The following is a 13,256-nucleotide window of genomic DNA, read 5'->3' on the forward strand; positions in this document are numbered from 1 at the left end:
CCATGAAATCAAGACTTCTCAGCGTCGTCGCGGTCAGTGCGGCCGTCGTTGGGCTGACCAGCGCATGTGGCGGTGACGACGGCTCGGGCGACGGAGGAAAGGTCGAGCTTCGGTTCCAGAGCCTCGCGTGGCAGGACGCATCGATCGCCGCCAACAAGGAGATCGTCGCCGAGTGGAACGACGAACACCCGGACGTCCAGGTGACCTACGACGGCGCCGAGTGGGACTCCGTACACGACAAGCTGCTCACGGCCTTCGAGGGCGGTGACCCGCCGGACATCATCCATTACGAGGCATCGGCCGGACAGGTGTTCGCCGAAGGAGGCTATTTCGCGGACCTCGACCCGCTCCTCTCGGACGACTTCAAGTCCGGCATCGCCGACGATGTCTGGGACACCGTGAAGTACGACGACTACGGAACGGTCGGCGTACCGTTTCTGATGGAGAACCGTCTTCCGATCGCCAACGCCACGCTGCTGAAGCAGGCGGGCGTCAAGATCCCGACGCCCGATGACCCGTGGACGTGGGACGAGTTCGCGGCGGCGGCAAAGAAGCTCACGAACGACGACACGTACGGCGTTGCGTTCCCGCTCGGTGATCCGGCAAACGCCATGGTCACGCTGTCGCAGAACTTCGGCGGCGAGTACGTCGCCGACGGCCCCGAGATCTCGGCGGGCGACGAGGAGATCGAGGTACCCGAGCGTATTCACTCCATGCTGTACGACGACAAGAGCGCTTCGTCCGACACCGTCAGCTTGACCAGTACCGACGCGCTGCCCGGGTTCTTCGGCGGGAAGTACGCGATGGTCTTCGGCGCGACCTGGCTGCGCCAGCAGATGGTCGAGGAGTCTCCGGACGGCTTCGACTGGGTGACCATTCCACCGATCGAGGGCACCGAAGGCGCGACGCAGGCGGTCAACCCGCAGACCCTCTCGGTGGCCGCTCAGTCCGAGCATCCCGAGGAGGCCGCGGAGTTCATCGAGTTCTTCCTCGACGGCCAGAACATGGCCCGACTCGCCGAAGGCGACTGGCTCGTACCGACGAGTGACGATGCGCTCGACGCACTGCAGAAGCGGACCAACGGCAAGCAGGGATGGGATGTCGCGCTCGCGTCGGCAGATACGCTGACCGCCGCACCGTGGCGTCGTACGCCCGGTTTCCAGGAGTGGATGGACAAGATCGCGACGCCGGCGTTCCAGAAGTACTTCGGCGACGACATCGATGAGGACGAGCTCGTCTCCGAACTGGAGGACGGCAGCGACCTGTTGTCGGAGTCGCGTTGAGTACGAACGGGCCGAGCAGAGAGCGTGCACGCGGTTGCCTGGCGGGACTGGCGGTCGGAGACGCGCTCGGCCGTCCGGCGGAGGGCATGGAGCCCGACGAGATCGCCGAGCGCTGGGGGCGCATCGAGGGGTACGTCGCCGACACGCCCCTCGGCAGTGACGACACGGAGTACGCGTTGCTCACGGCGAAGGCGCTGCTGACGTACCGGGAGAGGTTCAGCGCCGAGACCGTCGCGGATCTGTGGTACGCCGAGGTCGTGACGCAACGCGGAGGTTTCGCGGGCGGCGGCTTCAGCGAGATGGCTACGATCCGCAACCTCGAGCGCGGGCATCGGCCGCCGCGTTCGGGGCAGCACGCGCACGGTTGGAGCGACGGGCTCGCGATGCGGGTCGCGCCGATCGGCATCGTCGCGACGGGCGACCCGCAGGAGGCTGCGCGCTTGGCCGAGCAGGATGGCCTCGTCAGCCACAGCCACGAAGGTATCTACGCGGGCCAGGCAGTCGCTGCCGCGGTAGCGGTCGCGATGGACGGGGCCGACGCCGACCAGGCCTATGCCGCCGCGCTTGCGGCGGTGCCGGAGGACTCCTGGACGGCGCGAGACCTACGCCGCGGGCACGAGATCGTGCGTACCTCGCCGGACTGGTCGACGGCAGGGCGAACGGCGGTCGCCGAGCTGGGCGTGCATCGTTACTACTGGGCAGACCTCGCACCCGAGGCGGTTGCATTGGCGTTCGTCGCCGTGCTGGCCGGTGCGGGTGACTTTCGCGAGACGGTCCTGAATGCGGTCAACCTCGGCCGCGACGCTGACACGATCGCGGCGATGGCCGGCGGTATCGCGGGCGCGATGAGCGGCATCGACGCGGTGCCCGCCGAGTGGCTGCCCGCCGTAGCTGTTGCTCCCGGCGTGTGCCTGCTGACGACGAAGGGGATGGATCCGATGGAGGTCGCCGACGACCTGTGCACACTGGCAGTCGAGTTGGGTGACGGGCGTGGCTGAGCGCAGCATCACCCAACGCACGTACGACACGGTCGCCGGTCTCAGCGCGGGCGATGCCGTGACGTGGTCGTCGTGGTGGCATCGCATGGCCAAACTCGGCCCGCGCCGGGCAGTACGTCTCGGTGAGGCGCGTGACCATGCGCGTGAGGCCGTGACGACCACCATTCCGACGCCGTACCTACATGCGTCGTCACCCGAACTGATCGACCCTGCGGGGCCGACCGACGACACCGAGTGGTTCGTGGTGGCCGTACGCCATCTGCTCGGGCAACGTCTCGACGGGACACCCACCGGCGAGCAGCACGGTGTCTGGGCAGAGCTCGCGGCGCTGCGGGCCGAGGGCGCCGCAGCGGTACGTGCCCGCATCGGTACGTCGATCGCGCTCGACAACCTGCAGCGAGGCGCGTACCCGCCCGTCAGCGGGCACGACAACCCGCACTATTTCGACGACATCGCATGCGTACGTGCCGTGGCGGCCGGTCTGTTGAGGCCGGGCGATGCGTCGGCGGCCGCTGGTCTCGCGGCGACCGATGCAGGGGTGACCCATGCACTCGACGGCGTCTGGGGTGCGCGGGCCACCGCGGCTCTCGTCGCGTTGCTGGCCGCCGGAGGCGATCGTCAGGCGGCCGTCGACGCGGCTCTTCGCGAGCTACCCGCCGAGAGTTGGATCGCGCACGTCGTGAGCGAATGCCTGTCGGTCGTCGAGCCGGCAGCGACTCCTGTCGACCTGGGTGCCAGGCTCGAACGCGAGGCAGTTGACCACGTCTACTCGTACGCGAACCAAGCGCCCGAGTCGCTCGGTCTCGTACTCGCGCATCTGAGCGTGGCCGACAGCTTCGATGCGATGCTGCTCGGTGCGCTCTGCCACCCACGGCACGCCGACGGGCTCGTACCACTCGCGGGAGCCGTTGCAGGTGCGGCGTTCGGCGGGCAGCGTCGCGACCTGCCGAGCCTCAAGGGCGTTTGCGTACGCGACCTCGACGGGGTCTCGCTCGACTCGGTCGTACACGAGATCATCGGCGGACAGGAGACGGTCTGATGAGTCTGCTCGACAAGACGCTCGGATGCCTTGTCGGCGCCGCGGTCGGTGATGCGCTGGGTGGCGCCACCGAAGGCTGGACGCCGGCGCAGATCCGGGAGCGCTGGGGTGGTTGGGTTGAAGGCATCGTCCCGCCGTACTACGACGACTGGCGCACTGCGCGGCCGATTGCGCCGTACCACAAGGGTGATGGGCATGTCACCGACGACACGTTGATGACGCGACTGCTGATGGACGTGTACGCCGACAAGTCCGACCACCTCGACGCGTACGACGTCGCGGAGCGGTTGGTTCCGCGGATGATCTCCGAGCAGGTGTGGATTCCCGAGCTGGAACAGCACGCGCTGCCGCTGCAACGCGTCTTCCTTGCGGAGAAGTACATGGCGCTGCGCCTGCACTGGGGGCACGTCGACCCACGCGAGGCCGGCATCGGCAACGCGGTCAACTGCGGCGCAGCGATGTACATCGCTCCCGTCGGTGTCGTCAACGCCGCCGACCCGGACTCCGCGTACGCAGAGGCGATCGATATCGCAGGCGCACATCAAGCGTCGTACGGACGTGAGGCGGCCGGGGTGATGGCCGCGGCCGTCGCGTCGGCGATGGATCCGGACGCCACGGTCGACTCGGTGTACGACGCGGCGATCCGTCTCGCGCGCGACGGCACCCGCTCCGCGCTCGTAGCCGTGTGGGACGCGGCCGGAAGCGTCGGGACCTGGGCTGAGGCGATCGAGTCCGGCGTACTGCGCGATGCGATGCGTCCGTACGACACGGTCGCCGATACGTACCGCGACCAGGGGCTCGGCGCGAGGCGGCCGAGCCGCGTGCACAGCATCGAGGAGCTCCCGCTCGCGTTCGGGTTCTTGCGTATCGCCAACGGCGACTGGCGGGAGACGGTTCTCGGAGGCGTGAACTACGGGCGTGACTCCGACTCGATCGCGACGATGGGCGGTGCGATCGCGGGTGCACTAGGAGGTGAGTCGGCGGTACCGAGCGATCTCGCTTGCGCGGTCGCCGAAGCGAGTGGTCTCGACCTCGCCGGTCCGGCGCGTGAGCACGCCGCCGTCGCAGAGCGGATCCGGGTCGGCGACCACGAGCGACGCGTACGGATCGAGAAGTCGTACGGGCGGCTGCTTGACGGGCAGAGCCGATGAGCCCGACCATCGCCGTCTTCGGCAGCGCGAACATGGACCACGTCGTACGGGTCGAGTCGGCACCGCAACGCGGAGAGACGCTCACCGGCCGGTCGTACGACCAGCTGGTCGGCGGCAAAGGCGCCAACCAAGCACTTGCCGCGGCGCGTGCGGGAGCGGCCGTACGCATGGTCGGTGCCGTGGGCGATGACGCGGACGGCGCGGCAATCAGAGACGTGCTCCGAAGCGACGGCGTGGATACGAGTTCGCTCGACACTGTGCACGTGTCGAGCGGTACCGCACACATCACCGTCGACGACCGAGGCGACAACTCGATCATCGTGGTGCCGGGAGCCAACGGCGAGGTGCGTACGCTCACCGATTCGCACCGGCACGCGATCGCCGGATCAGACATGCTCCTTCTCCAGCTGGAACTGCCACTGGAGGCGGTCGTCGAGGCGGCGGCGTACGCCCGAAGCGTGGGCGTGCCGGTGATGCTGACGCCTGCGCCGGTGCTGCCGCTGACCGCAGCCCAGCTTGACGACGTCGACGTGCTGGTGCTCAACGAGCCCGAGTCAGCGGGTCTTTCGGGCGTAGCCGATCCGAGAAGGGCCGCCCGCGCCCTCGTCGAGATGGGCGTCGACGTCGTGGTCGTCACCCTGGGGGAGCGGGGATGCCTCTGTGTTGCGTCCGACGCTGACGAGGTGATCGAGGAATCGGCTCCGGCCGTCGAGGCGGTCGACACCACGGCTGCGGGCGACACGTTCGCGGGCTGTCTCGCGGTCGCCCTCGCGGAGGGTCGCGATCGCCGCGCAGCGCTGCTTTGGGCAGGTACGGCTGCGGCGCTGTCCGTACAGAGTTTCGGAGCATCGACGTCGATGCCCACCCGGGCGGCGATCGAGGCCGCCTTGGCAGAGAGGGGCGACGAATGAGCGACACCGCAATGCCGCTCGACGGGTTGCGCGTCATCGACGTGTCGACCCTGTTCGCCGGACCCCAGGCAGCCATGCACCTCGGCGACTTCGGCGCGGAGGTGATCAAGATCGAGCATCCCCGAATGCCCGACCCGGCGCGCGGGCACGGTGCGGCCAAGGACGGCCACAACCTTTGGTGGAAGACGATCGGGCGTAACAAGCGAACGATGACCTTGGACCTCGGCCGGGCCGAGGGGCAAGAGGTCTTCCGCCGCCTCGCGGACACAGCCGACGCGGTGATCGAGAACTTCCGACCCGACACCTTGGAACGCTGGCAGCTGGGCCCGGACCAGTTGCAGGAAACGAATCCCGGGCTCGTCGTGGCCCGTCTCACCGGCTTCGGACAGATCGGTCCGTACCGACGCCGACCGGGCTTCGGCACCTTGGCCGAGGCGATGAGCGGATTCGCTGCTTTGACCGGTGAGCCGGACGGGCCGCCGACATTGCCGCCGTTCGGACTCGCCGACGGCATCGCGGGGCTCGCGACCGCCTACGCCGTGCTCACCGCGCTGCACGCGCGCCACTCGACCGGTCGTGGCCAGGTCGTCGACCTCGCGCTGATCGAACCGATCATGGCGATCCTGGGGCCGCAGGTGAGCCGTTGGGACCAGCTCGGCACGGTCCAGCCCCGCAGAGGCAATCGATCGAGCGATAATGCGCCCCGCAACACGTACCGCACGGCAGACGGCAACTGGGTCGCGATCTCCACAAGTGCGCAGAGCATCGCGGCGCGGGTCATGCACATCGTCGGTCGGCCGGATCTCGTCGATGAACCGTGGTTCGCTACGGGCAGTGGTCGGGTCGAGCACGCCGACCTACTCGACTCGGTCGTCGGAGACTGGGTCGGTCAGCACACGCGCGACCAGGTCGTCGCGACGTTCGAGCGTGCGGAGGCGGCGATCGCACCGATCTACGATGCGTCCGACATCGTCGAGGACCCGCAGTACGCCGCGCTCGGCACGATCCAGACGGTCGACGACCCGGATCTCGGCCCGCTCGCAATGCATAACGTGCTCTTCCGGATGTCGGAGACACCGGGTGGTATTCGCTGGACCGGACGCGGACACGGAGCCGACACCGACGAGCTCCTCGAGGAGCTCGGCGTCGGTGATGTCGACGCCCTGCGTGAGCAGGGGATCGTATGACGCCCGCCGCGCGCGAGCTGGCGGTCACGTACCTCTACGTGCCTGCCGATCGGCCGGAGCGAGTGGCGAAGGCCTTCACGCTCGGCGCCGACGTCGTCATCATGGATCTCGAGGATGCCGTCGCCCCGGAAGCGAAGGTGGCTGCGCGCTCCGCGCTGCCGGCTCTGGTGAGCGCCCGCGGCGAGCAGCGGGTGCAGGTACGCGTCAACGCTGTCGACACCGAGTACGCTGCGGCCGACCTCGCCACGGTCGCCGGTCTCGACACCGACATCGAGGTACGCCTGCCCAAGGTCGAGTCGCCGCAGACGATCGACGAGGTACGCCGACTACTAGGAGGCGAACGCCCGATCCATGCGCTGGTGGAAACTGCGATCGGCATCGAGCAGGCCTTCGACATCGCGAGGTACGGGCCGCCTTTGGCATCGATCGGACTGGGCGAGGCCGATCTCCGCTCGGCCCTCGGCGTCTCCGACGACCGGGCGCTGGAGTGGGCGCGTGGGCGCATCGTGGTGGCCGCCGCGGCGGCCGGCCTACCGGCGCCGGCCCAGTCGCCGTACTTGAACGTACGCGACCTCGTCGGCCTCAGTGAGTCGTCGCAGACCGGGCGTTCGCACGGGTTCGTGGGGCGTTGCGCCATCCATCCCGCGCAGCTGGCGCCGATCCGGGCGGCGTACCGTCCGGTCACTGAAGAGGTGGTGCGGGCGCAGGCGACACTCGACCGGCTGGCTCACGGCGCAGTAGACGTGCTCGACGACGGGAGCTTCATCGACCCCGCGATGGTCGGCGCTGCCCGCCGCGTACTGGACCTCGAACGACTCACTCGGGAGCCCGGCACTCGCTCGGGCTCGGCCAGCTAGCGTTCGGTTTCGGTGTCGCCACCGTACCGGTGGTCGCTGGCGTACCAACGGGCACGGCAACCTGCCACTTTGCATGGCGTCCCTGCCGTGCAGAGTGGAGTTTCACCATGTTTACTTGGTAAAGCACCACCACCGAAGCGACCGGGAACCGACAGCGAAGCAGCTAGCTAGCGCTTGCGGTGCTCGGCCAGCATGTCGACGGACTTGGCGATCCTGCGCTCGCGGGTGGCCGCTGCCTTCGCGCCCTCGATCGACTCCACATGGAAGCGTTTGAGGCTGTACGAAAGGGTCTCGAAGAACGCCTCAGCCGTTGGGTTCCGAGCCAACGCCGCCGCAAAGTCGGCCGGAACGCTCACCTCGCGCGGGGTGGTATCGAGGGTGAGCGTCACATCGAGCTCGTCGTTGGCCGCCACACCCGCCGCCTCGCGGTTTGCTGCACTGACGCCGACCATGAAACGCCCGCCCATCGAGGCGACCGTGCTCCGGTACGTGTGGCCGTTGATGTTCACCTGCACTGGTGGTCGTTTGCCGCCGCCGAGTCTGTCCACGACATCGTCCGGTACCACGATCCCTGTTGCAGTCTTGCCCGACTGCTCGAGGACCGCCCGGAACTCGACGCTCGGCGATTCGCTCATTGCGGCTCCTTCGCGCTCCATTCGGTTCTACCACAGCATGGCACCGGAGGTACGAACGCCGACGCCTCCGCTCCGAGCGATGCGGGTGGGATAGCGTGCGCTGCGGAGGGGGACCGACAGATTGCGAGACAACTGATGGTCCTGAAGAAGAACTCGTACGCCGCTGCGGCCGCATTGGTGTCAGGTCTGCTGCTACCCGCGGGGGCAGCGCATGCCGATGCCGACGCACAGGTCGCCGCTCGAACTGCGCACCAGAAGGTCAGCCTGGTCACCTACAACACCTGTCTCAACGACCGCTGTCGTGACGCATACGGGCTGAAGAGCCATGGCAAACGGTTGAGCAAGATCTGGAGCAACGTCGTCAACCGCAAGCGGGGCAAGAAGCGCGCCGATATCGTCGTCCTGCAGGAGACGGACTGGCGTGTCGTGGGAGCCGACGGCGAGAAGCTGGTCAAGGCGTTCCCCGGTTACCGGATCGCTTCCAAGCGCGATGGCCGATGGATCCTGTACCGAACGGCGAAGCTGAAGAAATTCAATGACGGGTACGTCAATGTGGCGGGGCCGAGCAAGGAGGAGAAGGCATTTCCCTGGGCTCAGTTCGCGAGTCGTGCACATCCGAGCAACAAGGTCACAGTCGTCGACGTGCACTTCGCGTCACGTACGGACAAGCCCGCACAGGCGGGCGAGATCCGCAGGCTGAAGCAGGGACTGAGCGATGATCTTCCGCTCGGTTCGCGCACGGTGTTCGCGGGTGACTTCAACATCCTTGCCGGCGAGCCCAATGCCCGGCTGTTCAGATCGAGCTTTGCGAGGGCAGCCGGCGGGTTGACCGACCGTACGCCCAAGCGCAAGCGCACCAACACGCTGAAGCCCGCAGACGTACCGAAGATCCCGTACCGACCGAGTTCGGGCAAGCCCATCGACCATGTGTACGTCGGCGGCGGGCTCGACGTCATGCGCGGCGTGCGGTACGGCGACGAGGGGGAGAAGCGAGTGACCAGCAAACGGGCCGAACGCAAGCGCTGGAACAAGCTCGTGCCCAAGCGGCGCTCGGACCACAACGCGGTGTACGCGCTGCTGCGCTGGTGACAGACCGTCCGTCGGTGCGGCATACCGCCTATGCCGCACCGACACGGCTCAAGCAGATCCTCGAACGGTCAGGAATCGCGATAGGCCAACGAGGTCGTCGGAGTTGAGATGATCGACACCCGAGTCGGCGAGAACCGACCAGATCGACGTACGCGCCTGCCCGCGAGCGTCCGGTGTTCCCCAGAAACGCAGGCGGTAGCCACCTGCGTGTGCACGGCGGATCAGCGAACGCAGTTTCGCGTGCTCTGCTGCGCCGATAGGGCCCTCGCCTCGCCAGGTGAAGTGGTTCGCCCAGTTGTCGCTGACGAGCGGCATCAGGTTCGGGCTCAGATCGGATCCGAGGTCTGAGAGCCTGCCGTCGTAGCCGGCGTAACGCTGTCGCTGCTGGCGCATCAGGTCGAGTGGTCGATTGCCGCTCACGACCACCTGCACCGCACCGTCTCGCACCTTCGGAGCGAACTTGGTCAGGATCCTCTGGTGTGTACGCAGCTCTCGGTGCAGCGCGCGATACGTACGCGGGCCGTTGCTCTTGAGGTCGACGAGCAACTGAAGGGGCTCGTCATGCCCGTCGTAGACCGTGCCGCCGTTGTCGCGTACCCGCCGCTCGAGCGGGTCGAGATAGAGCGACTCGAGCGTCCGGCTCGGATCTACGTCCTTGCGGTCGTGCGCGACCAGCAGTTCGCCACCGACCAGCCAGACATCCGCTTCGACGCTGGTGAATCCTTCCGCGAGCGCATCGGCGAGCGGGCGGTCGTGCTCATAGTCGTTGTGTGCATGGGCTTGTGCGACCGGCTGGACCTCACCGGCCGCGGGGTCGCGGTACTGTGCGGGCAGGTCGACGCCACGTCTGGACATCAGATCTCGAAGGACGCCGGGTCTGTCGGTGATGAGTCCGTCGACGCCGATGCGCATGAAGTGCTCCATCGTGTCGCGGTCATCGACGGTCCATGGAATCACCGGCATGCCGGCGTCATGGGCATCATCGACCATCGACCGGGTGACGTACGGCTCGAAGTCGGGATCGCCGATCGCACCGTCCTGCGGGAATCCCTGCACCGGCGACAGCGCATCGGCGTCGAAGCTGTCGACCGCCGCCACCAGATCGCCGTCGAAGTCGTCGATGTCGATGCCGCCCAGCCACGGTGACGCACCGGGCTGTCCGGTCTGCAGGAAGTCGCGGTTGGTGAGCGCGATGATCGGTAGTTCGGGCGCCACCTCTCGCATCATCATCAGTGCTCCCCAGTCGAAGCTCTGGATGGTCACCTGGTCGGCGATATCGGCTTCGTCGACGTCGGCGGCGACGGTACGTACGAACTGCGAACGCGGCGCCGTCTCGTCCGGTGCGCCGGCCTCGACCTTGGTCTCGACGTTGAGCATCACATCGTCGGCCTCGTAGGTGTCGACCAGGTCGAAGACCTCGCGCAGTGTCGGCATCCGCGCACCGGGCGCGGCCTCCTGGTCGGGGAACTTCGCCAAGGTGGTGCTTCCGCAGTCGAGGGTGCGTACCTGGTCGAGGGTGAGGTCCTTGACGTAGTCGCCGACGTACGGATACTCCGGATCGCAGGGATGGGCGGGTGCCGTGTCTCGGCATTTCTCATCGCTCACCACACGGTCGTGGGTGACGACTGCGACCCGGTCCTCGGTGATCTGCACGTCCAGCTCGAGCGTCGAGACGCCGACGCGCAAGGCACGGGCGAATGCGGGCAGCGTGCTCTCGACGGTGAGCGCGATGCCGCCCCGGTGCGCCTGCAGATCGAACTCGGAAGCCGGCTCGGCCGATGCTCTCGATGCCGGACTCGTCGGCGTGCAGAGCACCGCCGACGCGAGTAGTGCGGACACGGCTGTGAGCGCAGCAGGGCGTTTGCGCATCGCGAGGCTCCTTCGACTGGACGTCATGCTGCCGCCAGCCAACGGGTCCAGTCGTACGTCTACGTGAACGCCGACCGGAATGCGGGCCAACTTCGATCGAGCACGCAGACGTCGCCGCGCTCAGTCGGCGGCGAATGCACCGTCCAGGAGCTCGTCGGCGCTGCGCTGGTCCGCTGCGTCGCGCGGGCGAGAGACGTACAGGTCGGCGTGATAGCAGCCGTCCGACTCCTTGCCGGAAGGGTCGAGGCCGTGGGCGAGTACGCGCGACATCGCCCACTGGCGTTCATCTGAATCGATGAAGCGGCGCTGCGCGAACGTACGTGACACACGTTCGGTGCGTAGGCCGTGCTGAGCGAGCGTATCGGCGATCGGTGCGTAGTCGTAGGTACGCAGGCAGAATGCTGCCACCCACACCGGCCCCTTTCGGCAACGCATCAGACGGTCGAAGGTGCGTTCGGTGACGTACCCGACGCCACCCGTGGTCGTGATCAGGTCGACGTCGGCAACGAGCTCGGTGAGCCGCTCGGACGGCGGACCCTGCTCGAGGTTCTCGCTGCTGCCGGCGTCCATCGCACCGACGTCGACTCCGTACGCGATCGCGTTGGCCGCGACATCGAGGCCGACGACCCGAGGCGCATCGGGCCGACGTCGGCGCGCCAGCAGCTCGCGATCAGCTTCGCGCAGCGCGGTCGTCGACAGGCCGCTCTTATCGGGATCGGTGAAGTGCCGGTAGACATCGGCCAGCCGCAGATCTGTGCGGAGCAAGGCACCGACGATCCCGTACGAGCTGCAGACGTCGAGCACCGTCGGTGGTGCGTCGGATGGAATCACCTCGAGCAGCCGGGTGAAGGCCTCGGCACCGTGCTGGGGGATCTCGTACGCGTACGGCTGCAGGGTGGTGAAGTACGGGCGGGGGTCGGGCTGATCGTAGATCGCACCGAAATCGGCCTTCTGAAGTGGCTGGTCGCTCATCGTCCTCCAGTCGTTCGACTCGTCGTCTCGCATACTGTAGACAGATCCAGCGCCGCGCCATGCTCCGTCGTCGCAGCTACTCGTCCAACTGCTGGGTGAGGTTGACGGCGTTGCCATCGGGATCCTCGATATGCGCGACGCGCTGGCCCCATGGCATGTCGTTGGCCGGTCCGAGTGCGTGTCCGCCGAGGGACTCGACACGTTCGAGCGAGGAGTCGACCTCGGCCACGTCGATGCTCAGCAGCATCCGCTGGCCGGTCGCCCGTGCCGATCCGGTGTTGGCGTCGTCGCGGGCGACGATGCCGATCTCCGACCCACCGATGCGAAGCCCGAGATAGAAGATCGGGCCATCGTCGGGTACGCGAGTCGCCTCCGACGCTGCGAACAACTGGGTATAGAAGGTGCGCAGGCGCTCGACGTCGGGCGTAGACAGGATCGGGATCACGGTTGCAGCCATCAGGACTCCTCGTCGTAGGTCAGTACGTACTACGACGAAGCCCAGACATCGGACTCATCGGCCACGAGTCCGTTGGGTCACTCACCTGCAGTGCGGGGCGCTCAGCCGGGGAACGGCGGCAACGTCGTGCCGCGCCACCCGAACCGCTTCGCGGCCTTGTTGTCTCCGCGTACCTTGATGCGATGCGAGCCGCGCTTGCGCCAGTCGCCGTGTTTCCAGACGTACCGGGTCGCCTTACCACGCCAGACGGGCCGACTTCCGGCCCGCGAGAGGTGGCGCTCGGTCATCGACACCCGGCCGTGACTGGTGCGCCGGAGCCAACCCGACCCCATCATCGCGGCGCCGTCGGTGAACCAGAACTTGTCCGTGGGCGAATTCAGTCGTTTGAGCTTGCCGCGACGCCAAGTGAGAACGGTGTAGCTCAGCGAGTGGGCACCCGCCGAGGTGAGCAGTACGAGCTCACGTCCCGATCGCCCATCCAGCCTTGCCGCGCCGTACCAGTCTCCGAACTCGATGTACGGCGCGCGCACCACCCGCCGCCGTACCTTGCCGCGGTCGGTGCGCACCCGTACAACGAGCTTGTGCTTGCCGCGTTTCTTGAACCGCACGACATCTCGCTTGCCGTTGCCATTGACGTCGACTCGGGCAACGACGCGCGCCGCTGCCCGATCGGTCGCCTGGATGGGATCGTCTGCGTCCGCGGGCGCTGTCGTCAGGGTTGCTGCAAGCACACCGAGAACGCCTGCGGAGACGGTGAGATGTCGGACTGTCATGTACGTACGGTCTCATGTTCGGGTGTCGCTGGGGT

At 67.4% G+C, this 13,256-nt stretch carries 13 protein-coding genes; 8 read left to right on the forward strand and 5 right to left on the reverse strand.

What is annotated here, in order from left to right:
* Window positions 1–2 precede the first annotated feature (2 nt).
* From MU582_09350 to MU582_09380, 7 genes are read left to right on the forward strand one after another with little or no spacing between them, the layout of a single operon-like run.
* Window positions 3–1,283, forward strand: a complete 1,281-nt coding sequence (locus MU582_09350) for a sugar ABC transporter substrate-binding protein (protein UPK76826.1) — start codon at window positions 3–5, stop codon at window positions 1,281–1,283.
* On the forward strand, window positions 1,280–2,281 hold the full coding sequence (locus tag MU582_09355) for an ADP-ribosylglycohydrolase family protein (GenBank protein UPK76827.1): 1,002 nt from the start codon (window positions 1,280–1,282) through the stop codon (window positions 2,279–2,281). The genes MU582_09350 and MU582_09355 overlap by 4 nt, the downstream gene beginning before the upstream one ends.
* Window positions 2,274–3,320, forward strand: coding sequence for an ADP-ribosylglycohydrolase family protein (locus tag MU582_09360; protein UPK76828.1), 1,047 nt, complete (start codon window positions 2,274–2,276; stop codon window positions 3,318–3,320). Before MU582_09355 ends, MU582_09360 begins: the two co-directional genes overlap by 8 nt.
* Entirely contained in the window at window positions 3,320–4,471 is a 1,152-nt protein-coding gene (locus tag MU582_09365; protein ID UPK76829.1) for an ADP-ribosylglycohydrolase family protein, read from the forward strand. Before MU582_09360 ends, MU582_09365 begins: the two co-directional genes overlap by 1 nt.
* Window positions 4,468–5,382: a ribokinase gene (locus tag MU582_09370; GenBank protein ID UPK76830.1), complete on the forward strand. Its 915-nt coding sequence runs from the start codon at window positions 4,468–4,470 to the stop codon at window positions 5,380–5,382. Before MU582_09365 ends, MU582_09370 begins: the two co-directional genes overlap by 4 nt.
* Window positions 5,379–6,569: a CoA transferase gene (locus MU582_09375; GenBank protein UPK76831.1), complete on the forward strand. Its 1,191-nt coding sequence runs from the start codon at window positions 5,379–5,381 to the stop codon at window positions 6,567–6,569. Before MU582_09370 ends, MU582_09375 begins: the two co-directional genes overlap by 4 nt.
* Entirely contained in the window at window positions 6,566–7,426 is an 861-nt protein-coding gene (locus MU582_09380) for a CoA ester lyase (protein ID UPK76832.1), read from the forward strand. Before MU582_09375 ends, MU582_09380 begins: the two co-directional genes overlap by 4 nt.
* Window positions 7,427–7,593: 167 nt before the next feature.
* Here MU582_09380 and MU582_09385 read toward each other — a convergent pair whose 3' ends face one another.
* On the reverse strand, window positions 7,594–8,061 hold the full coding sequence (locus MU582_09385) for a YdeI/OmpD-associated family protein (GenBank protein ID UPK76833.1): 468 nt from the start codon (window positions 8,059–8,061) through the stop codon (window positions 7,594–7,596).
* A 135-nt stretch (window positions 8,062–8,196) separates the two neighbouring features.
* Here MU582_09385 and MU582_09390 point away from each other — a divergent pair, with 135 nt between their 5' ends.
* Window positions 8,197–9,150, forward strand: a complete 954-nt coding sequence (locus tag MU582_09390) for an endonuclease/exonuclease/phosphatase family protein (GenBank protein ID UPK76834.1) — start codon at window positions 8,197–8,199, stop codon at window positions 9,148–9,150.
* A 48-nt stretch (window positions 9,151–9,198) separates the two neighbouring features.
* Here MU582_09390 and MU582_09395 read toward each other — a convergent pair whose 3' ends face one another.
* From MU582_09395 to MU582_09410, 4 genes are all read right to left on the reverse strand, one after another.
* A complete protein-coding gene (locus tag MU582_09395) occupies window positions 9,199–11,019 on the reverse strand; it encodes a glycerophosphodiester phosphodiesterase (protein UPK76835.1) in 1,821 nt (606 codons plus the stop codon).
* A gap of 120 nt (window positions 11,020–11,139) precedes the next feature.
* Window positions 11,140–11,991 carry a hypothetical protein gene (locus MU582_09400; protein UPK76836.1) on the reverse strand — a complete coding sequence of 284 codons (852 nt, stop codon included), beginning with the start codon at window positions 11,989–11,991 and terminating at the stop codon, window positions 11,140–11,142.
* Between the two features lie 76 nt (window positions 11,992–12,067).
* Window positions 12,068–12,448, reverse strand: a complete 381-nt coding sequence (locus MU582_09405) for a VOC family protein (GenBank protein UPK76837.1) — start codon at window positions 12,446–12,448, stop codon at window positions 12,068–12,070.
* A 101-nt stretch (window positions 12,449–12,549) separates the two neighbouring features.
* Window positions 12,550–13,221, reverse strand: a complete 672-nt coding sequence (locus tag MU582_09410) for a hypothetical protein (protein ID UPK76838.1) — start codon at window positions 13,219–13,221, stop codon at window positions 12,550–12,552.
* Between the last annotated feature and the right edge of the window lie 35 nt (window positions 13,222–13,256).

The organism is Nocardioidaceae bacterium SCSIO 66511, from assembly GCA_023100825.1.
Classification (GTDB): domain Bacteria; phylum Actinomycetota; class Actinomycetes; order Propionibacteriales; family Nocardioidaceae; genus Solicola.

Excerpts from the sequence above, each read along its gene's own strand:
- MU582_09350 (UPK76826.1), top strand. The coding sequence starts at position 3 with ATGAAATCAAGACTTCTCAGCGTCGTCGCGGTCAGTGCGGCCGTCGTT.
- MU582_09365 (UPK76829.1), top strand. The coding sequence starts at position 3,320 with ATGAGTCTGCTCGACAAGACGCTCGGATGCCTTGTCGGCGCCGCGGTC.
- MU582_09370 (UPK76830.1), top strand. The coding sequence starts at position 4,468 with ATGAGCCCGACCATCGCCGTCTTCGGCAGCGCGAACATGGACCACGTC.
- MU582_09375 (UPK76831.1), top strand. The coding sequence starts at position 5,379 with ATGAGCGACACCGCAATGCCGCTCGACGGGTTGCGCGTCATCGACGTG.
- MU582_09380 (UPK76832.1), top strand. The coding sequence starts at position 6,566 with ATGACGCCCGCCGCGCGCGAGCTGGCGGTCACGTACCTCTACGTGCCT.
- MU582_09385 (UPK76833.1), bottom strand. The coding sequence starts at position 8,061 with ATGAGCGAATCGCCGAGCGTCGAGTTCCGGGCGGTCCTCGAGCAGTCG.
- MU582_09390 (UPK76834.1), top strand. The coding sequence starts at position 8,197 with ATGGTCCTGAAGAAGAACTCGTACGCCGCTGCGGCCGCATTGGTGTCA.
- MU582_09395 (UPK76835.1), bottom strand. The coding sequence starts at position 11,019 with ATGCGCAAACGCCCTGCTGCGCTCACAGCCGTGTCCGCACTACTCGCG.
- MU582_09400 (UPK76836.1), bottom strand. The coding sequence starts at position 11,991 with ATGAGCGACCAGCCACTTCAGAAGGCCGATTTCGGTGCGATCTACGAT.
- MU582_09405 (UPK76837.1), bottom strand. The coding sequence starts at position 12,448 with ATGGCTGCAACCGTGATCCCGATCCTGTCTACGCCCGACGTCGAGCGC.
- MU582_09410 (UPK76838.1), bottom strand. The coding sequence starts at position 13,221 with ATGACAGTCCGACATCTCACCGTCTCCGCAGGCGTTCTCGGTGTGCTT.